Below are 18,090 nucleotides of genomic sequence, written 5' to 3' on the forward strand. Positions count from 1 at the left end.
GGGCGGGAGCCCGCTCTTGCCTCCGAACCGGTATCACGTCGGGAGTACCATGAGCCGAGTCCAACAATCGGATTTCCAGAGATTAGAGTTTTCCGACCTTGATCTGCATCAACCGATTTAGTCTGCACAACCGCGGGCTTATTCCCGATAGCACCGTGTAGCCGCTCCTCGTGGTAGTATCGACGCAAGTCCCCATATTCTCGCGCGCATCGGCAGGCTCAGAAAGGAGTGCTAGTTCAGACACTCCGCTCCGAAACGGCCGTTGAACGCTTCAGAGGTCGCTGTCGGTCGGCCTGCCCCGCCGATCACGTCTTCGCCCCGACAGCTGAAGCGCGGGGCCCAGCGACGACACATAGCACACCTGTCTTTGGCAGATCTCCTGGATCCGCCGCCTAAGTCAAAGTTCGGCCTACTCGGTGCGGCGGGACTTTTAGTGGTGGGTGGCGTGGCGAACCTGACGGGACGGTCAGTTCACCGGGGCGCTTGCTGATGCACCCCTTTGCTGTGCAATCTCGTTCCAGCGGTCCGCCTCCGCCTTATTGGGCTTCTGACCGAACACAGGCAGTTTCTTGAGCACCTCCTCGTCATAGGTTCGGGCCATGCCGAGGGCGCCGCGAGCGTCGCCGCCATTGAAGACGCGTGCGAAGAAGGAACGTGCTACTGCAAGATCCCCGCTGCTCAGGGCCCGTTCGGCCTTCGCAAGATAAGCCTCTATCTCCATAGCCGTGATGGTGACAGGTACTCTAGGCTCCGGGGCCGCCGGAGCGGCTTCCTGTTCTAGTATCTTCCCGGGAACAGGGAACGGGGCTTTCCCGACTTCGGGTGCGGCTGCAGCTAGCGAGGGCTGGGGTTCGGAGTTACTCTGGGGGATAGAAGCAGTCACTGTTGGCGCAGTGGCGATAGGCTCCGGCTCCGTGAGCGCGACCGATGCTGCGGGCGGGTCCATGCTCTCAAGGTCCGTCTGCGGTGCCGGCGCGGCCAAGGCAGGGGCGATGGCGGTAGGGTTCGGCGTGGCCTGGGTTGGTGCCGCTAGGGCCTGAGCCACTGCTATGGAATGCGCCGAACTTTCGCCCGCGATCGCCGTGACTGAAGCTTCGAGGTCCGGCTCGGGCAGATGGGTCTCTTCCTGTCCCATCATGAGAGATACACCTCCCGCTCCGAGGAGTAGCGGCATCACGACAGCCGCCACTGTGCGAAGGCTCATCCGGCTCCGAACCTGCGCCCGGCTGCGGAGAGGGAGCTCCGTTCGGGATCCGGCATTTTGGCCTTCGCCTAGCATCCAGCTCAAATTCTGCAGGTCCTGGCGTTGCCGGCCGCTCATTGTGCCTTCTCCCGCCACTGGATGAACTCGTCGAAGACTTTCTTGCGATCGGAGCTTGAGAGGCCGCGTTCCTTCGCGAACCTTTCGAACTCGGCCTTCAGTGCAGAGTTATCGTCGGGCCGCTGCGCTGCCGCGGAGGTCGTCTGGGCTGCCGCTTCCTGCAGGAAGCGCGTCGCGGGCTCAAAGCGGGACCATCCCGGTACGTCGACGGCGAGGTTGACCTCCCGCCATTTTGGATGGCGCGGCTCCTTCTGAAACTGGTCGATCTTGTCGAAGAAAGCTTCGACGAAGGCCTCAAGCTGCTTGTAGCGAGCCGAGCGCGTGGGCCAGTTATACGCCACCAGCACGGCGCCGACCGCGATCGTCTCGACCGACTGCCCCTCCGGAACGAGACTGGGATAGTCCGCTGACTCTAGGGTCGCCGGGTAATAGCTTTCCTCGAATTCGGGCCCATAGGGCACCGGAAGGAAGTGGAAGCCAGCATCCTTCGGCACGCGCGCAAAAGCAGATCCTGGCTTTCCAGCTACATAGACCGTCGCTGTGACCTCGCCGGACTTCATCTGCTCGATTGCGTCTGCCTGGCCCATATTGACCTCGCGAACCTTCACCCCGAGCTTCTCGAAGAGTTCGCGCGCGACGAACTGTGTGCCGCCGCCGATATCGCTGAAGTTGACCGTCTTACCCTGAAGGTCCTGCACTGAGCGGATATCGGAGCGTGCCAGCAGATGCAGTTCCTCATTATAGAGCTTTGCGATGTAGACGAGTCGCTTCGACAAATCGCCCTGCTCGCGGTTCTCCTTCAACCGATTGAGATCGGTCGTCTGAGCGATTCCCATATCAACGCCCTTGAGCGAAAGGACATCGCGGATGTTCTGCGCACCACCCTTGCCGATCAGCGGGAGAACGCGAATCCCCTCTGGATCATCCAGAACGGCAGAAAGATCATAGGCAATCTGGAGATATGTACCGGCAGGAGTGCCAGATACGATCGAGACTGTGTTCTGCTGGTTGGCGGCACCTTGCTTGACCGGCGCGGCAGAGGTGGATCCGGTATTTCCCACCAGCGCCGCAAGTGTCAGCGTAGCCGCAAACGCGACTGCAAGCCTTCTGATTCCGGATTTCATCCTCTGTCCCTTCTTCGACAGCCGGCTCGTTCTTGGCGATTGTGTCCCGCCGGTGCACGCTGCCCAGACAAGCAAATTCTGGCAAGAATAAGGGCGCTAAGCCGCTGAAATGGTACGAAAATTTTCCGCACTGGTCGCCTCGAAAACATCAATGCAATTGTGGCTGAGTTGCTTCAGCACCTTCGATGTGGCCTTGCACGCTCCTGGCGAGATGTCCTTCGGCCACTGCTCACGGTACGGTTGTGGAACAGGAAAATATTCCGGACCGTGGCTACGCGAACACGAGGCTGCGGCGTCACATCGCGGCAACTTTTGGTACATACGGGGGCGATCTGACAGGTTACTGACGGGAAGCGGATCTCATGTCCGCTCGCTCAAAGTAGCTTCCCGAAGAATGATTCTACGTCTCAACTGCAATCAACATTCCGGGGGCGAGTACCGCTCCAAGCCCGGAGCACGTGGTATCGGACTTCCGTTGAGTCGTAGAGCCTAGTGGGAGCTACCGGCTCCCTCCCTGCCCGTCGCACGATGCGCTAGTCTCTAGAGATCGTGCCCATACAGTGAATGGCCGAGAAGGAACAAAGCTCGTTAGCCCCTTGCTGGATTGGCTTAATGGATCATGGAGCCCCGGGGAGAAGCTTAGCGTTTGTACTTGCACCTGACCACTGCTCACGAAAAGCCTGCAGAAGTGGTTGACCTGCACGATGTGCAAGCCAGCTCTCGAGGATCTGCTCTTCCCCGCAGGATGCAGCCTGCGCTACCTGGGAGCTTCAGGAGAACGCGAGTGAGTGTGAAGAACAAAAAGCCGACCCAGAGAACTTACCGGACCCGGTTTGATCCGCCGACCCTGGAGGAGGCGATCTTCGCCGCTCAGGGACTGGCCGAGCACATCGAAGGGCAGACGCAGATTGCCGCCATGCTGATGGGACTGCCGGAAGATGAGGTCAGAGCCGCTGTAAAGAAGGCTGCACTGGCTTCGCCCCGGCCGCCCGTGTCCCGGTCCGTGGCTGGACGGCGGACCGTTGTGATCGAAAACAGATCCTCGCGCACTCTCAGCCGGTGATCACGGCCAGGCACCTCTTGTGCAAGCAGGCTGCTCTAGGAGCGGGCATGCGGGCGGAGTGAGCGTGCCAGCTCCCGGATGACCTCATCCTCAATCCCAAGACCATCGGCGTCCTGATCATCAGATACCGATCCGGCCAGCTCTTCAGAGCCTGACGCGGCGGATGGATCAATGCCTGTGTCCTCCGGAGAGATCGCACCCTCTGGCGCTGCCCACGGGGTCTTCCTGTTCTCCAGAAGGTCGAGCAGACTGTTGAGCATCTCGTCTGTGAGCTCCACCTCAGGGGCGGCGGGAGGTCCGTTCAGGGCTATCCTCCGGTTCCTGTAGGCAGCTTCGCTCGTGACCTCAGCGCCAAACCAGGGCAGAGACTGGAACGCCCGGCCATCCTCCTCCAGGTCCACTGAGATCAGATCCAGGAGACCCGGCCGGATGAAGTGCTGGAGCTGGATCTCATAAGAGCCGATCGACAGGTCAACACGGACGTATTCCACCTGCCCGGCGCTGACGGCGAGAAGGGCCTGTGCCTGAGCGGCAGAGATGTCAGCGCGCTCCTCGGGGGCTTCCGCAGGATGGCAGACGAGGATCAGGCTGCTCCGGGTCTCCTCGATCCGCACAAGGGCACTGCGCTGCGGCCGGTCCGGGAAGTAGCCCTCCAGCACATATGCGCCGCCCTTCTCGCGCTGGATCAGGCGGGCCAGAGATGGAGGGACGATAAACTGACGGCGCGTGCTCATTCGGGAGGTCCTCTCAGGGCGGACCGGCTCGGAGCCAGAACCCGCCCTGCCCTCCATCTAGAGCATGGGCCCGCAGACCAGAAGCTGCCGGAGCCGGCCTTTCCTGCTTTGCAGGCCGGAATCCTCCCGCCGAAGCTGGTGGTGAGGATCAAAGCCTCGAAGAAGATCGCCTAAGGAATCCGTATCTGCAGCATGTATCCGCCGTTGTGTCCTTCTTGGTACAGCCACACCTTCGTAAATCAGCCATTCTGTTGCTGTCCGAGGCCGGAGGGCTGGGAGCACACTTCCCTTGGAACTAAGCGCCTCTGCGTGAGCAGGGCGCTTCTCTTTTGGTTCTGCCGCAACTTGACTTCTACTTATTTGTACTGGCGAACTCGCACTGGCCGAATACTGTAGCATCAGCGATTGCGCGCCATCGGGTTTGCGACCGAGCCCCCATTGGGGCCGCGCCGTCTGAGTTCCCTGACAATACTTTCAGCCAAGGCTGACATTCAGGCTGTGATGGCCCGTACTAGCGGCATGACCGCATTAATATCCATAGCCACAGTGGCAGGCACTATCCTCGGGCTCCTTTCCTGCGCCGCTTAAGCCAGAGCCAAGCGCTCGATTGCCCACCAATAGACGTTCGGGATCCCGCACTCCCCCACTCAAATGCCTGGTACTCCCGCACAGTCATCTCAAGCCTGTAGGCCATTTCGGCCTGCGAAAAGCCCATCGCCGTTCAAGCCTGTAGGCCATTTCGGCCTGCGAAAAGCCCATCGCCGTCCGAATACGGACAAGCTCCTCGATCCGCGCCGTGTCAGCCATGAGAGGTGCTTCCAAGTGTGTTGCTCTGGCGAAGTTAACTAGCCGGCAACACGAAGCTCAAGAAGCCTCACACGTTTTCTTCGTCACATGGTTTACGGCAGACCGTTGTCCAGGGTGGCGCGGAGGCGGCCAAGCTCTGGCAGGAGCATCCGGATTACTATCCTGCGCAAAGTCGCTGTTTGCAAACAGCGACTTTGCGCAACTTACAGACGCAAAAAATGCGCTGCTACTTCCACCTCGTGAACGGCCACGAGATGATCCCGGACAATGCAGGTGTCGATGTTCCGGACCTAGATGTCGCCCACAGCCTTGCCCTGCAGGTCCTCCAGGAGATCCGCGAAGAGGCCGATCAGTCAGACGAGGAATGAGGGGATTGGCAACTCGATGTTGTCTGCCCGCAGGGAAGCGTTCTGCTCTCGATCCCTCTGGGAGCGAGCCTACAGTAGCGGGCTTTAGATCTGCACTGGCGCGGGCTCTACCACCTGCGGTGTGGCCATCTGACGGACGACACCAATGACAGTCTCGGGCAGGTACGGTTTGGCGAGGAATACCGCATCCTCAGGCAGATCGTCGGGGCCAGGGCGTTCGCGGCCGGAGGTGACGATGATCCCGGTCCCCGGCCATCGCTCCCGCACAACGTGAGCCAGATTAATCCCGTTCATGGAGCCCGGCATCTCAAGGTCCGTGACAACAGCCTGCACGTCAGGGCGGGCCTCAAGGATCTGTACGGCCTCGTCGGCATTCACGGCCTCGAAAACCTTGAAGCCGGCCTCGGCGAGAAAGTCGGTGATGAACATGCGCACGAGGGTTTGGTCTTCGACCACAAGAACCACCATACGGTGCTCGGACGACAAGTGGCTCATAGGCAGGACCATACTCGTAGCCTCGTAGGTGCCTAACAAAAGCGGAGCCGTTCCGTTCCCGGGACCCTTACTCCGCCTAGACGGCGCCAATCCCACAACCTTGATCCGCTCCAAGCCGTGATCATCCACAGGTCTCCAGGTGATCCTGCTTCACGGTGTGTTCGCCAGCTCTCCAAGAAAAAAGGGCCGCACAGAGCGGCCCTGGAAGGGGCGAAGAGCCAAGCGCCGCTGATGTTGGCGGTCAGCGGTTTGGCGCCTCGGTACGGTTTCATTACGAGGCTAAGCTTAACCAGGGCTTACCAGCGCCTGGAAAGGGTACTATCGCGCCACGATCTGGAGTAGAACCAGTCCTCTGCCGATGACCCGATAACCTGGAGTGCTGGTTATGACGGTGATCTGGGAGCACTCCATCCGTGCCATCGCGGGGCTCCAGGTAGGAACTCGCTAACCTTTCGTCGCTATCACAGAGCTACGGCTGTGAGACGCATCGCGGCCTACCCCAGGAAGCCCCGTCCGGATCTACCCCGGGCGGGGCTTCTTAGTTCAGCCCGCCAGAAGAGAAACGCCCTAGTGTGAACCGAGGTGCTTCGCGAGGACCAAGGGAGTGCCCCGCAGCCTTCCGCTTGGACAAGAACTGAGTGCATCAATTCCCTGGTTATGGCTGTCCCCGGAAGCATACAGGAGCCGGCTATGTCCTACTACATGCTGGCCAGCAGAAGACTCGCTCCAATGAAACCGCTAACAGAGGCCACGAACAAGACCGACGCTCGCTGAAATGAGGCGCCTACATCGGAGGTCTTTTGGTTCGCATTGGTGCTGGCTTCTTTAACTGTTATGGCCTGTGACTGGTTCATGAGCTTACCCTGCTCGCAAAGCTACTGCTGCATGCTTTCCTAACGCAGGAATGTCCTTGCCGGTTCGGTCACGAAGGTTATCCGATTGTTTCGAGAGGCACAGGATCTATGTGTCGGTACTGCTGCACTCCCATCGACGTGAGCCTTGAGGACGTCCGAGAGCTTGTGAAATGAGAAGCGAAGGTCGGCCCAAGTGACCGAATGTTGCCGCAGCCGACCCAATGGAGGCCGCCCAATCGGGCGGCCTTCGTTTTGCGAGCACGACTGATCTTCGTCTGCTCCTGCCTCATAATCGGACTTTCAGCCTACTTCCGGAATGTGCCAAAAGGCGACGTTTATAATCGGACTCCCTGCATGCCAGAGCTCCCGGCTTCAGGCCAACTGCATACGGAAGGTGAAGCACGTCTCCCTGGGTTCGGAGGAAACCTGGAGCGTGCCCCCATGCGCGCGGGCAATTTCTGAGGCAATGTACAGCCCGAGGCCAAGCCCTGCTGGCCCTGCCGGTCGGCCACACGGAAACGGAAGAAGGGTTGGAAAAGACGCTCGACTGTGGCAGGCGGAATCGGATCGCCTTTGTTGGAAGCCGACAGTTCGAATGCATCCTGATCGGTCAAGGCGCGGACCTGGATCGGCTCATCGGCCGCGCGTGCATGAGCGCGTTGCCGACCAGATTCGAGAGCAACTGAGCGAGGCGGGCGCAGTCGCAGCTCACGGCCTCGGTCACGGAGAGCTGTGTCTCGATGACGCGTTCAGGCCAGGCAGCCCGTAGCTCGTCGACTACCTGCTCCAGGACCAGGCCGAGAGGCACCTGTGCGTCACGTTCCAGCGAAAGACCACCTCCCAAGCAGCCCCGTGCAAGGTCGAGCACGTTGTCGATCAACTCGGCCATGCGGCCAGCGCTGCTCTGAATCAGACCGACGAGGGTCGCGCCCTTCGGGCTGAGAGGCTCCTTCAGCAGCATTCTGGTCCCGGCATCAATGGAGGCAAGCGGGTTGCGCAGATCGTGGCCAAGCACGGCGATGAACTGCTCCCTCAGTTCCGAGGTCTTGCGCTCATCCAGAAGATTGGCCTCGCTGGCTGCCAGCCGCTCGCTCGCGTTCAGGTGAAAGCCGATGAGCTCCGCGAACAACCTGAACATGCCAATCGTCTCGGGACTGTTCAGCCGCGCCGGGCGAGGGTCGATGGAGCAAAGAGTGCCGAAGAAGGTGCCGTCCGCAAGAATGATCGGCATCGAGATATAGCTCTGGAAGCCGTATATCGCCGGGGTGTGATGCTGGCGGTACGCCTCACTCTCGGCGACATGATCGATGATGACGGGCTGCTCAGACTGCCGGATCTCGTGGCAGATGGTGGTCTCGACCTTCAGCTCGCCGCCGGGCCGGAGGCCGAACTCAATGTCGTCACGCACGGCACAAGCGATCCTCGGTGACCCGCGCTACAGCGGCGAAGCCCGTCCCCGTCGTGCGGCACACCACTTCGAGGATTGTCGGAACCGCTGAGATGCGGTCGATGGCGGCCAAATCCGCCCCATAATCGTCTGCCTCGTCAGGTCAGTCCCCCTTGCCGGGATGAGATCCTACCTCAGCCAAGCCTTTCATGTCACCGCAGCTATTTTTACGAAATGTTGAACATCCGATCTCCCGATGATTTTGTAGGCACCTGTCCGAGGGGGAGTCGCCGTGCCTCACTTCTATTTCGACGTATCCGTGGGAAATGACTTCGCTCGCGATGATGACGGGCTTGAGCTCGACAGTCTCGACGCCGCCAAAGCCGAGGCCATGCGGGCTGCCGCTGGGATTGGCCATGACAGTCCGCCGAACGGCAGCTCCTCTGATGTCACTGTGCAGGTCATGGACGAACAGGGCCAACCGGTCCTCACCGTGGCGGTTTTCGTGACGGCTCATCGGGTGGTCCGCACACCCGCGTGAGGATGGCGGTGTCGGCGGTGGCTGTTTTTGAAACGCTACCGGACAGCAGCCAGAGGTATGAGCCGAGCTCTACTCGCCTTCCTGTGCCGGTTCCGCTACGCTGATGGACATCGACAGCCATCCTCCGGAAGGAGTCCGTCCTGACCTTGCCTTTCATCCATAAGCTTGAGCAGTACGACCGCCTCTCGGACACGGAGCGACAGCTTCTTGAGGGCGCCATCGTTCGGCAAAGAGCGGTCCCAAAGGGTGAGGACATGATCCGGGAGGGGGACTGCCCCGCCGAGAGTACTTTCCTCATCAAAGGCTTTGCCGCGCGCTACAGCCTTCTCAGGAACGGCAAGCGCCAGATCACGGCCCTTCACGTGCCTGGCGACTTTGTCGACCTCCACAGCTTCCTCGTGAAGAAGACGGACCACGCCGTCATGGCGATCACGCCCTGCACGGTCGGCACCATCGCCCACGAGACGCTGCGCGGGATCTCCGAAAACCACCCCCACCTGGCGCGTCTACTTGCGGTGAACATTGTCGTTGATGGAGCCATCCACCGCCAGTGGATCGTGGCCATGGGGCGACGCTCGGCCCGTGAGCATATGGCTCACCTGCTCTGCGAGTTGTTCGTTCGTCTGCGGGCAGTCGGGCTGGTCACGGATGACAGTTTTGATCTCCCTTTGACCCAAGCCGAGCTGGGCGACAGCCTTGGGCTCTCGACCGTCCACGTCAACCGGGTCCTCCAGGACCTGCGCAAGGAGGGGTTGATCACCTGGCGCGGTGAAGCCCTGGCCATCGAGGACTGGCCGCGCCTGCAAGAGATTGCCGAGTTCGACCCGACCTTCCTGAGCCTGGAAGTCGAGCCACGCTAGCAGGAGCAATGCGCCGCCTTCGATAATCGCCTTGCGGAAGACCGAACCAACCACTCCTCTCCGCTCTTGTAGGCACGTCGGCGGAGAAACTGCGCAGTGCCTCGGTTCTATTTCGACGTGCGGGAGGGAGCCCGCTTAACCCCTGATGAAGACGGCCTGGAGTTCGACAGCCTCGACGCCGCCGAGCACGAGGCCGCCTGCACGGCGGCTGAGATCGGACGGGACCGGCTGCCGACGGGCGGCAGCCGTGAGATCACGGTCGAGGTGAAGAACGAGCATCGCCAGCGGGTGCTGACCATCACGGTGTCGATGCAGGTTGATCGGGTGGAACCGCCGCCACAGTCTCCGCGCGCGTGAAGTCAAGACCTCCGGAACGCGTTACTCTTACCAGACCGTGTCGTGAGGGGCCGTGCTATTCAGGGGCAGCCCTGTGCAGACCTCGTCGCAAGTGCTCAACCTGGTGTTCAATTTGGACGCAGGCTCTTGCTTCCGGCTGGCTGTAACCCATAACGCGACGGATGAGAGGCCTACCCCAAATCATGTCCCAATCTCAAAATACCGCGCCAGCGCCTCCGCCCCACCCGGGCTCTGTTCTTCATGACCGGGTTCTGCCTGGTCTTGCCTTGTCCGTGAGCCAGGCGGCCCGCGAACTCCGTATCGCCCGTCAGACCCTCCACCGCGTACTCGCCGGCACCGCTGCCGTCAGCCCTGAGATGGCCACACGCCTGGCGCGCCTCTCAGGCACGACACCCCAGTTCTGGCTTAACCTGCAACAACACTATGACCTTTGGCATGCCGAACAGGCCCTCTCCGGCGTGCTGAGCCTCATCCCAACCCATACCCTTCCAGCAGCCATCCAGATGGAGATCGGACTTCGCCATGGCCGTTAGGCCCCAGCCGGCAACAAAGGCGAAGACTGGTGTTGCGGGTCTTGATGACATCCTCGTCGGGGGTCTGGCTCCCGGGCACGTCTATCTTCTGGAGGGCAGCCCGGGCACCGGCAAGACGACTGTTGCACTGCAATTCCTGCTGGAGGGCGCCAAGGCGGGCGAGAAGGGACTCTACATCACGCTCTCCGAAACAGAGCAGGAGCTGCGCAATGGCGCGGCCTTACATGGCTGGTCCATCGGTGACGCCGTTCACGTCTTTGAACTCCTCCCGCCCGAGAACCTTCTTGACGAGAAACACCAGCAGAGCCTGCTCTACTCGTCCGACCTTGAGCTCGGTGAGACCACGAAGGCGGTATTTGCGGCCATCGATCAGGCCCAGCCGGTGCGCAATGTGCTCGACAGTCTGTCGGAGATCCGCCTTCTGGCGCAAAGCTCCCTGCGTTACCGCCGCCAGATCCTGGCCATGAAGCACTACTTCGCCAAGCAGGGCGCAACAGTCCTGTTGTTGGATGATCTCACCACGGATACCAACGACAAGACCGTCCACAGCATCGCCCATGGGGTGATCCGTCTGGAGGGGCTCACACCGACCTATGGCGCCGAGCGTCGCCGGCTGCGCGTGATCAAGTATCGAGGCCAGAGTTTCCGGGGCGGCTTTCACGACTTCACCATTGCCGAGGGTGGCGTCCAGGTGTTCCCCCGCCTCGTCTCCGGCGAGCACAAGACCACCTTTGCGCGCGACGTGCTCACGAGCGGCATCGCTCAGCTCGATGCGCTCCTGGGCGGCGGAATTGAGCAAGGCTCAAGCACCCTGCTGATCGGTCCTGCCGGATCCGGCAAGTCCCTTCTTGCGCTCCAGTTCGCGGTTGCCGCGGCCGAGCGCGGCGAAAAGGCCGCTCTGTTCATCTTCGACGAAGAGCTGAGCCTTCTGCTCGACCGGGCCAGGCTGTTGGGAATGGACCTGGAGGCCCTTCGCGACACGGGCAACCTGTTCATCGAGCAGGTCGACGCCGCCGAGCAGTCTCCAGGGGAGTTCACCCACCGGGTTCGGACCAGAATTGATCGTGATGCGGTCAAAACCGTCGTGATCGACAGCCTCAATGGCTACAGGCATCCATGCCGGAGGAGCAGTTTCTGGTCCTGCACATTCATGAGCTGTTGCAGTATCTGAACCGGCAGGGCGCATCGACCTTCCTGACGGTGGCTCAGCACGGCCTCGTGGGTGACGTGAAGGCCCCCGTCAATATCACCTATCTGGCGGATACCGTGATCCTGCTGCGCTACTTCGAGGCTTTTGGCCGGGTCCGGCGGGCACTCTCGATCATCAAAAAGCGGTTTGGCTCGCACGAGAACACCATCCGGGAGATGCGGATCAGCAGCCATGGCATTGTCATCGGAGAACCTCTGGAGGGCTTCCAGGGCATTCTGCGCGGCATTCCTGTCTTTGCCGATAAGGAGAGCGCATTCCTGCTGGAAGACCCAGCGTCGTGAAGAAGCCGGTTCAAGCCTCCTCAGAGCAAGCGCTGATCCACGCTCCCCGTGGGCGGGATGCGGCAGTAGCAGCCGACATCCTGCGTGCGGCAGGCATCACGGCGGACATCTGCCCTGATCTGTCTGCGCTTGTGCAGGAGATCGAGCATGGCGTCGGCTTCGCCATCATCACAGATGATGCCTTGCGAACCGCCAATCTGAGCGCTCTTTCGCAGTGGCTGTCGAACAAGGCGTCCTGGTCGGACCTCAGCTTCGTGCTCCTCACGATGCGTGGTGGCAGCATCGAACGTAATCCAGCCCTGTCTCGCCTCACCCAGGTCCTCGGGAACGTGACTTTTCTGGAGCGCCCGTTCCATCCGGCAACGCTGGTGAGTCTCGCACAGGCTGCCCTGCGCGGCCGCCGACGCCAGTATGAGGCACGAGCGCGGCTACAGGAACTGCGCGATGGTGAGGAGCGCCTGACCCGGTTGCTCCAGAAGGAGCAACGCGCCGCCGAGCACCAGAGGCTGCTCATCAACGAACGGAACCATCGCGTAAAGAATACTCTCGCTACGGTGCAGTCGATTGCAGCCCAGACTTTGCGAACCGCGGAGACGACGAGGGATGCAAAGGAGGCCCTGGAAACGCGGCTGCTCGCCCTGTCACGCGCTCATGACGTGCTCACCGGTGAGAACTGGGAAGGAGCCAACCTGACTGAGGTCGTCAGAGAGGCTCTCGCGCCTTACCAAACCTATGGCGAGAACCGTCTCCACATCAAGGGACGGGATTTACGGCTGACGCCCCGGATGGCTCTGGCGCTGGCCATGGCGCTTCAGGAACTGGCCACCAATGCGGTCAAATATGGCGCCCTGTCTAACAAGACCGGCACCATCGAGGTGTCATGGACGGTCCAGAATGGCGCGGCACCTCCGAGGCTGGTCCTCACATGGACGGAGACTGGCGGCCCGCCTGTAGTAGCTCCCCGTCGGCGTGGGTTTGGATTTCGCATGATCGAGCGCAGCCTGGCTCAGGATCTTGATGGCCGAGTCGAGATCGCATTCGCTCCGACAGGGGTCATCTGCACGGTCAATGCGCCTGTTGCGTAGATCATGAGCCTTGTAGGAGTGCTTCGTTGATTTGAATGTCGGCTTAGGGACAAGCTCGGCCTTTCCGCGTGGCCGTGTGAAGGTCCGTTTACCCTGCTTATTCAGAAGTTCGACTAAGTCTTGCCTCACGCCATGTGCAGGTCTTACGACCTCGACCTTTCATGCTCTTCCTCAGACGTCCTTCGCCCGGTCGCCAGTCTGGCCGGCCAATGCCGGTGCAGGTCGTCAATCGTGAACGCATGGACGTGGGCGCGGCCGTGATGCTCCCGCAGGTGCGGGTACTCCGGCGGCAGCTCGGGATGGGCATGCTCAATCTCGTCGGGATCGTGTGCGGGCCAGAGCCGTGCCGCCAAACCAAAGCCGAGTAGGGTCACGAGCCCGAGCGTTCCCAGGGTGATGGGAATGCCCGCCGCGGCCCCAAGCCAGAGTGATCCTGGTGGAATAGGACCCGTCCGCGCCAGCCATGCAGCAGCGCAGCGGCCGGCGGCATGATACTCTCGTTCCATGCTGCCGTTCACCATTGAACAGTTCTTCGGGGTTTTCGGATCCTACAACACGGCGACCTGGCCGGCACCGCTGGTTGCCTACGGCCTCGGGCTATTTGCACTTGGCTTCCTGGTCCGGCCGGGTGCCGCGGCGGATCGGATCGCCTCCGCCATCCTCGGGCTCATGTGGCTGTGGACGGGCATCGCCTATCACTGGATCCATTTCGCCGCCATTAACCCGGCGGCCCTCCTGTTCGGGGCCGCCTTCGTCTTCCAAGGGCTGATGTTTCTCCATGCGGCATGGAGCGGACGGCTCGCCTTCGGGCGTGCGGGGCGCGGCGGGCCTGGCGCTCATCGTCTATGCCGAGGTTCTGTACCCGCTCTTAGGCGTGTGGTTCGGCCATGCCCATCCCAACCTGCCGATGTTCGGGGTCATCCCCTGCCCGGTGACGATCTTCACCTTTGGGTGCCTTTTGCTGACCACGAAACCGGGGCCCTGGTGGATGCTTGTGATCCCCGTGCTGTGGTCGCTGGTGGGCGGATCGGCGGCCTTCCTGCTCGGCGTTCCGCAGGACTGGGCGCTGCTCGTGAGCGGCCTCGCAACCGTCCTCCTGCTGGCCTGGAGCACACAGGCCCCGCATCCGCGCCGAACACCGTAGCCGGAGGTCAGGAGATCGCGCCCGCGAAGTACAGGACGATCCCGGCGGCCGAGCCGGCCAGGCGTGGTTTGCGATCCTCCATAAGGGCGCCGAGCGGACGCAAACCGCTTCAAGGTCATGGAGGCTGAAACCGCGACCTTGAGAGATCGAGGCGGCTCAGGCGGCCATGCTGCGCGGATCGCCTCGACCAGAGGTGATGAGATAGAACAGGTAAAAGCCAATGAACCGCACCCCTGCGGAGGCCGCTCGCGCGTGAAACCCTGGTGGCGCAGCATCCGACGGGCGCAGCGCACGCTCGAACACCCACTCCTCCTCGATGATGAAGCCGGGCACGGGGTAGTCCTCCGGCACGGCGCACAGCAGGTCGGGGCGCTGCTTGTTGCGAAACAGGTTATAGCCGCGCTCCCGCGGGTAGTGGGCTTGCGCCCGCTCATCAATTCTCATGGTTTGCCCCTGGTTTTCGACTGGCGTCCAGAACAGCACGACGAATCGCGCCCAATCCCAACCTAAGCTGGACCTTTCTCCCGGGTAAGGATCCGGAAGGGGTAAGTGGCCGACAGAAGATGGCTTAGGCTTGCACGAGCGCCTAACCGTCCTTTGTGCCGCTTCTGTGACCCTGGCTGAGCCAGGATCAGAAAATAGCGCTTCCGGCAACGAACCGGGTGGAGCGGACGAACTCAGGAGAACCGTCCCGCCCGGCTTGCCGGCCAAGGCTTGAAACCCTGCCTGTATCTCCCGAATCCCGCCGCCCAACCATCCGCACCGCCATGCGTTTTCCCTGCACTCGCCCGGAGCGGGCTCACCGAGTTCTACTGGCCCAGCGGAGGAACCATGTTCGAACACGGCCACGGTGCCAGCCCGCCGAATGGCAGTTCATCGACGCATGAGGAGCCCTTTCTACCGGACGTGATCGGTCCCGGGCTACAGGTCCTGTTCGTCGGCTTCAACCCGAGCACCCGTGCAGCGCTCCTAGGGCATCACTATGCCGGCCGCGGCAACCAGTTCTGGCGCCTTCTGGGCGCCGCGGGCCTGACCCCGCGCACCTTTCGGCCCGACGAGGACAGGCAGGTAGTAGAGTATGGGCTCGGGCTGACGAACCTGGTCGCCCGCCCGACCCGGACGGCCGCGAATCTCACCCGTGCCGAGTTGCAGGCAGGCGCGCCGCACATCGCGCGGATCGTGGCCGTCCACCAACCCATCGTGATCGCCTACACGGGCAAGGGGGTCTACACAGCGGCGGCGGCGGTCGCGCAGGCGCCCTGGGGGGCGCAGCCCGGCTCGCTGTTTGGCGGACCGGTCGATTATGTCCTGCCCTCGCCGAGCGGGCTTGCACGCATGCCCTTCGAGCAGAAGCTGAGCTGGTATCGAGGCCTCAGGCAGCTACTCCTGGCTCGGGGACAGGAAATCGGTCAACAGGGGGCGTAAACCGCCTCGGGAATGAAGACTTTGGAAACCTGCCTATGGAGAGAAAGATGGAACGGTACCGGGTGTCCGGGATGACGTGTGGCCACTGTGCACTGGCCGTGACCCGGGAGGTGGAAAGCCTGAAGGGGGTCGAGCGAGCCGTCATCGACCTGTCCCGGGGCGAGCTGACGGTCGAAGGCCGGGCGGATGAGGACGCCATCCGCGGGGCCGTCACGAAGGCTGGCTACACGGTCGAGGAGCGGCTGTCTCAACCGGCAGCCTGACGCTGTCGGCCCAGGGATCGGACCGGGAAGGCTGGTGTGGTCAGAGGCTGGCCCGGTCCTGCCGCTGGGTCGGTTCTGTCAAAGTTCCGGCTTGACCTTCCCATCGTGGCAAGCGCCAGACGCCTCGGGACCTGAACCCATCCGAGGATCCCGACCATGCATCTCTTCCACGTGCCCGGCCTGGTGTGCAGCGGCTGCCTCGGCTTTGTCGTCCGCGCCCTGCACGACATCGATCACCACGCCCGCATCGACATGAACATGGCGGCCCGCAAGATCCGCGTCATCTCGCGCCGCTTCGAATCCGAGCTTCTGCGGGCGCTCAGGGAAGCAGGCTATCCGGCCGAGCCGATCCTGCTGCCTCTTGGTTGAAGTCTCTGCGCGGATCGTCAGCCCCAATCACCGGCGCGATGACCTCACCGGCGGTCCGGACCCGCAATCCAGGTAGCCCCGGTATCCGACCCTGAGCTCCTGCCCGACCTCGAAGATCATGGTCGCCTCTTGGCGCCGCAGGCCCTCGCGCTCCTCGGCCTCGTCATCGATTATCGGCATCACCGCCACCCGGACCGGATCGGCGGCCAGCAGAAGGAGACCTTCCGGCCCGGCGGCGATATCGACCGGCACCGGGCCGAGGGGGACCAGGCTTCCGTTCAGCTTGACGATCCCGCCCGACGGCGTCCCGTCCGGCTGCATGCCCGCGGCCAGAACCGGCCTCCCCGCGGTCGTGTAGCGGAACTCGCAGCGGGGACCGGCTCCCAACGCCTTCTGGATCGCCGCATCCACCATCGGGGCGGGATCGAGGCTCGGGATGTGCGCACCGGTCAGCGCTTCCGATGCCGGCATGATCCGGGTGATCTCGGGCGCGCGGATCGAGCTCAGGTCATCGTCCGGCGCCTCGCTCTCGCTGCATCCGGCCACAAGCAGGCCGAACGCGGCCACGAGAGCCAGCCGGGCCTGCCCGCCTTGTGAGGATAACGCCCGCATCAGTCCCGCGCCTCGAGGTCGGTGATCAGGTACTTCATCTCCGCGATCTCCCGCTCCTGCGCCTCGATGATCTCGTCGGCGAGCTTGCGCACGCGGGGATCGGAGATCTGGGAGCGTTCGCTCGTCATGATCGCAATCGAGTGATGCGGGATCATCGCCTTCATGTACTCCACATCGTCCACCGTCGCCTGGCTGCGCACCAGCCAGAGGCTGAGGGCGAACACGGCGATGGAGCCTCCGAAGATCGCGAGGTTGAACGCCATCTTCTTGTACATGTCGATCATGAAGGTGAGCATGATCACCGCCATGGTCGCACCCATGACCAGCGCCATCCAGGCGCGGGTCTCGCTCCAGAACACATGCTCGGTGGCATAGGTGTTCAGGTACANATGAAGGTGAGCATGATCACCGCCATGGTCGCACCCATGACCAGCGCCATCCAGGCGCGGGTCTCGCTCCAGAACACATGCTCGGTGGCATAGGTGTTCAGGTACATCAGGCCGTACATGCAGACCGTGGAGGTTGCGATCATCGCGGCGAAGCGCCAGTAGGACATGCCCATGGGAAGCCTGCTCCGAACTTATTGCGGCGCGGGGGCCGGGCTGGGCGTCCCACCGCCAGGGGCTCCGCTCGCCCTCGGTTCGCTGCCATGGGATCCTCCGCCGTGCGCCCCGGTGGTCTGGGCTGCGCCGCCGTGATGGCCGCCACCGCCCTGCTGGGCGCTGCCGAGTTGTGCGTATTCCTCGGGCGTCATGGCCGGCAGTTGCTTGACGAAGGCGGCGATGCTCCAGATCGCCTCGTCGCCATGGGTCGGTCCGAAGGCCGGCATGCCCGACATCTTGACCCCGTGCCGCACGATCCAGAACACCTCCTGCGGCTCCCATTCGGCCGCCGCCTCTGTCAGGTGCGGAGGCCTGGGCCGCATGCCGTTCGCCCATTCGGCCCGGTCGACGCCGGGTCCTGCATGGCAGTGCTGGCACATGGACTTGTAGGCCGTAGCCCCCGCCGCAATCATGGCGGGCGTAATGTCGGCCGGTGCGAGGACGTCGTCGGCCTGGCGCTCGACGGAGTTGTGGAACGTGGTGTCGAAGGCCCAGCGGGTGAACGAAGCGTGCTCCTCCGTCGCGGCGACGTTGTAGGCCCCCGTGTAAACAACGACCAGACCAATTACCCCGAGCACCGCCAGGACGACTCCAGCGCCCGCAGCGATGCCGATGCTCATTCCTTTCTTCCGGTCGTCCATTCCCAATCCTCCGT

General features: G+C 62.4%; 20 protein-coding genes and 3 pseudogenes. 13 read left to right on the forward strand and 10 right to left on the reverse strand.

What is annotated here, in order from left to right; all coding sequences use genetic code 11:
* Positions 1-466: 466 nt before the first annotated feature.
* Together LG661_RS13365 and LG661_RS13370 are read right to left on the reverse strand one after the other, a co-directional pair.
* Positions 467-1,204, reverse strand: a complete 738-nt coding sequence (locus tag LG661_RS13365) for a hypothetical protein (protein ID WP_230532395.1) — start codon at positions 1,202-1,204, stop codon at positions 467-469.
* A 113-nt stretch (positions 1,205-1,317) separates the two neighbouring features.
* Positions 1,318-2,445 (reverse strand): TAXI family TRAP transporter solute-binding subunit, encoded by a 1,128-nt coding sequence (locus LG661_RS13370; RefSeq protein ID WP_230532396.1) that lies wholly within the window; start codon positions 2,443-2,445, stop codon positions 1,318-1,320.
* Positions 2,446-3,235: 790 nt separating this feature from the next.
* Between LG661_RS13370 and LG661_RS13375 the strand changes: the two genes are divergently transcribed.
* Positions 3,236-3,508: a hypothetical protein gene (locus LG661_RS13375; protein WP_230532430.1), complete on the forward strand. Its 273-nt coding sequence runs from the start codon at positions 3,236-3,238 to the stop codon at positions 3,506-3,508.
* A 35-nt stretch (positions 3,509-3,543) separates the two neighbouring features.
* On the opposite strand, the gene LG661_RS13380 is transcribed toward LG661_RS13375, so the two are convergent.
* Complete coding sequence (locus tag LG661_RS13380; protein ID WP_230532397.1) at positions 3,544-4,242, reverse strand: CYTH domain-containing protein; 699 nt, start codon at positions 4,240-4,242, stop codon at positions 3,544-3,546.
* Positions 4,243-5,267: 1,025 nt separating this feature from the next.
* Here LG661_RS13380 and LG661_RS13385 point away from each other — a divergent pair.
* Positions 5,268-5,417, forward strand: coding sequence for a DUF6894 family protein (locus LG661_RS13385; RefSeq protein ID WP_230532398.1), 150 nt, complete (start codon positions 5,268-5,270; stop codon positions 5,415-5,417).
* Positions 5,418-5,501: 84 nt separating this feature from the next.
* On the opposite strand, the gene LG661_RS13390 is transcribed toward LG661_RS13385, so the two are convergent.
* The 3 genes from LG661_RS13390 to LG661_RS13395 all read right to left on the reverse strand — a co-directional run bounded on the left by LG661_RS13390 (position 5,502) and on the right by LG661_RS13395 (position 8,174).
* On the reverse strand, positions 5,502-5,912 hold the full coding sequence (locus LG661_RS13390; protein WP_230532399.1) for a response regulator: 411 nt from the start codon (positions 5,910-5,912) through the stop codon (positions 5,502-5,504).
* A 1,226-nt stretch (positions 5,913-7,138) separates the two neighbouring features.
* A complete protein-coding gene (locus LG661_RS25230; RefSeq protein ID WP_322098868.1) occupies positions 7,139-7,363 on the reverse strand; it encodes a sensor histidine kinase in 225 nt (74 codons plus the stop codon).
* Positions 7,364-7,376: 13 nt separating this feature from the next.
* Positions 7,377-8,174 carry a GAF domain-containing sensor histidine kinase gene (locus tag LG661_RS13395; RefSeq protein ID WP_322098866.1) on the reverse strand — a complete coding sequence of 266 codons (798 nt, stop codon included), beginning with the start codon at positions 8,172-8,174 and terminating at the stop codon, positions 7,377-7,379.
* Positions 8,175-8,445: 271 nt separating this feature from the next.
* Here LG661_RS13395 and LG661_RS13400 point away from each other — a divergent pair, with 271 nt between their 5' ends.
* From LG661_RS13400 to LG661_RS13430, 8 genes and pseudogenes are all read left to right on the forward strand, one after another.
* Positions 8,446-8,694, forward strand: coding sequence for a DUF6894 family protein (locus LG661_RS13400; RefSeq protein ID WP_230532400.1), 249 nt, complete (start codon positions 8,446-8,448; stop codon positions 8,692-8,694).
* A 146-nt stretch (positions 8,695-8,840) separates the two neighbouring features.
* Positions 8,841-9,554 carry a Crp/Fnr family transcriptional regulator gene (locus tag LG661_RS13405; RefSeq protein WP_230532401.1) on the forward strand — a complete coding sequence of 238 codons (714 nt, stop codon included), beginning with the start codon at positions 8,841-8,843 and terminating at the stop codon, positions 9,552-9,554.
* 96 nt (positions 9,555-9,650) lie between these two features.
* The gene (locus tag LG661_RS13410) at positions 9,651-9,911 is read left to right on the forward strand and encodes a DUF6894 family protein (protein ID WP_230532402.1); all 261 of its coding nucleotides are present in this window, start codon (positions 9,651-9,653) and stop codon (positions 9,909-9,911) included.
* 182 nt (positions 9,912-10,093) lie between these two features.
* Complete coding sequence (locus tag LG661_RS13415) at positions 10,094-10,444, forward strand: HigA family addiction module antitoxin (RefSeq protein WP_268995461.1); 351 nt, start codon at positions 10,094-10,096, stop codon at positions 10,442-10,444.
* A pseudogene (locus LG661_RS13420) lies at positions 10,434-11,935 on the forward strand (ATPase domain-containing protein). The gene LG661_RS13415 and the pseudogene LG661_RS13420 overlap by 11 nt, the downstream one beginning before the upstream one ends.
* Positions 11,932-13,020 carry a sensor histidine kinase gene (locus LG661_RS13425; RefSeq protein ID WP_230532403.1) on the forward strand — a complete coding sequence of 363 codons (1,089 nt, stop codon included), beginning with the start codon at positions 11,932-11,934 and terminating at the stop codon, positions 13,018-13,020. The pseudogene LG661_RS13420 and the gene LG661_RS13425 overlap by 4 nt, the downstream one beginning before the upstream one ends.
* Positions 13,021-13,524: 504 nt before the next feature.
* A pseudogene (locus LG661_RS25420) lies at positions 13,525-13,746 on the forward strand (DUF6064 family protein); the annotation flags it as partial.
* Between the two features lie 52 nt (positions 13,747-13,798).
* A complete protein-coding gene (locus tag LG661_RS13430) occupies positions 13,799-14,164 on the forward strand; it encodes a DUF6064 family protein (protein ID WP_230532404.1) in 366 nt (121 codons plus the stop codon).
* Positions 14,165-14,320: 156 nt separating this feature from the next.
* On the opposite strand, the gene LG661_RS13435 is transcribed toward LG661_RS13430, so the two are convergent.
* Positions 14,321-14,608, reverse strand: coding sequence for a hypothetical protein (locus LG661_RS13435; RefSeq protein ID WP_230532405.1), 288 nt, complete (start codon positions 14,606-14,608; stop codon positions 14,321-14,323).
* 387 nt (positions 14,609-14,995) lie between these two features.
* Between LG661_RS13435 and LG661_RS13440 the strand changes: the two genes are divergently transcribed.
* The 3 genes from LG661_RS13440 to LG661_RS13450 all read left to right on the forward strand — a co-directional run bounded on the left by LG661_RS13440 (position 14,996) and on the right by LG661_RS13450 (position 16,221).
* Positions 14,996-15,589, forward strand: coding sequence for a mismatch-specific DNA-glycosylase (locus LG661_RS13440; protein WP_230532406.1), 594 nt, complete (start codon positions 14,996-14,998; stop codon positions 15,587-15,589).
* A 47-nt stretch (positions 15,590-15,636) separates the two neighbouring features.
* Positions 15,637-15,852 carry a heavy-metal-associated domain-containing protein gene (locus LG661_RS13445; protein WP_230532407.1) on the forward strand — a complete coding sequence of 72 codons (216 nt, stop codon included), beginning with the start codon at positions 15,637-15,639 and terminating at the stop codon, positions 15,850-15,852.
* A gap of 156 nt (positions 15,853-16,008) precedes the next feature.
* On the forward strand, positions 16,009-16,221 hold the full coding sequence (locus tag LG661_RS13450) for a heavy-metal-associated domain-containing protein (protein WP_230532408.1): 213 nt from the start codon (positions 16,009-16,011) through the stop codon (positions 16,219-16,221).
* Positions 16,222-16,248: 27 nt separating this feature from the next.
* Here LG661_RS13450 and LG661_RS13455 read toward each other — a convergent pair whose 3' ends face one another.
* The 3 genes and pseudogenes from LG661_RS13455 to LG661_RS13465 form a co-directional block, all read right to left on the reverse strand.
* Positions 16,249-16,833, reverse strand: coding sequence for a DUF6692 family protein (locus tag LG661_RS13455; RefSeq protein WP_230532409.1), 585 nt, complete (start codon positions 16,831-16,833; stop codon positions 16,249-16,251).
* A pseudogene (locus LG661_RS13460) lies at positions 16,833-17,395 on the reverse strand (DUF305 domain-containing protein). The gene LG661_RS13455 and the pseudogene LG661_RS13460 overlap by 1 nt, the downstream one beginning before the upstream one ends.
* 18 nt (positions 17,396-17,413) lie before the next feature.
* Entirely contained in the window at positions 17,414-18,076 is a 663-nt protein-coding gene (locus LG661_RS13465; RefSeq protein WP_230532411.1) for a c-type cytochrome, read from the reverse strand.
* Positions 18,077-18,090 lie beyond the last annotated feature (14 nt).

Origin of the sequence: Microvirga roseola, from assembly GCF_020866965.1 — a bacterium.
In the GTDB taxonomy this organism is placed as follows: domain Bacteria; phylum Pseudomonadota; class Alphaproteobacteria; order Rhizobiales; family Beijerinckiaceae; genus Microvirga; species Microvirga roseola.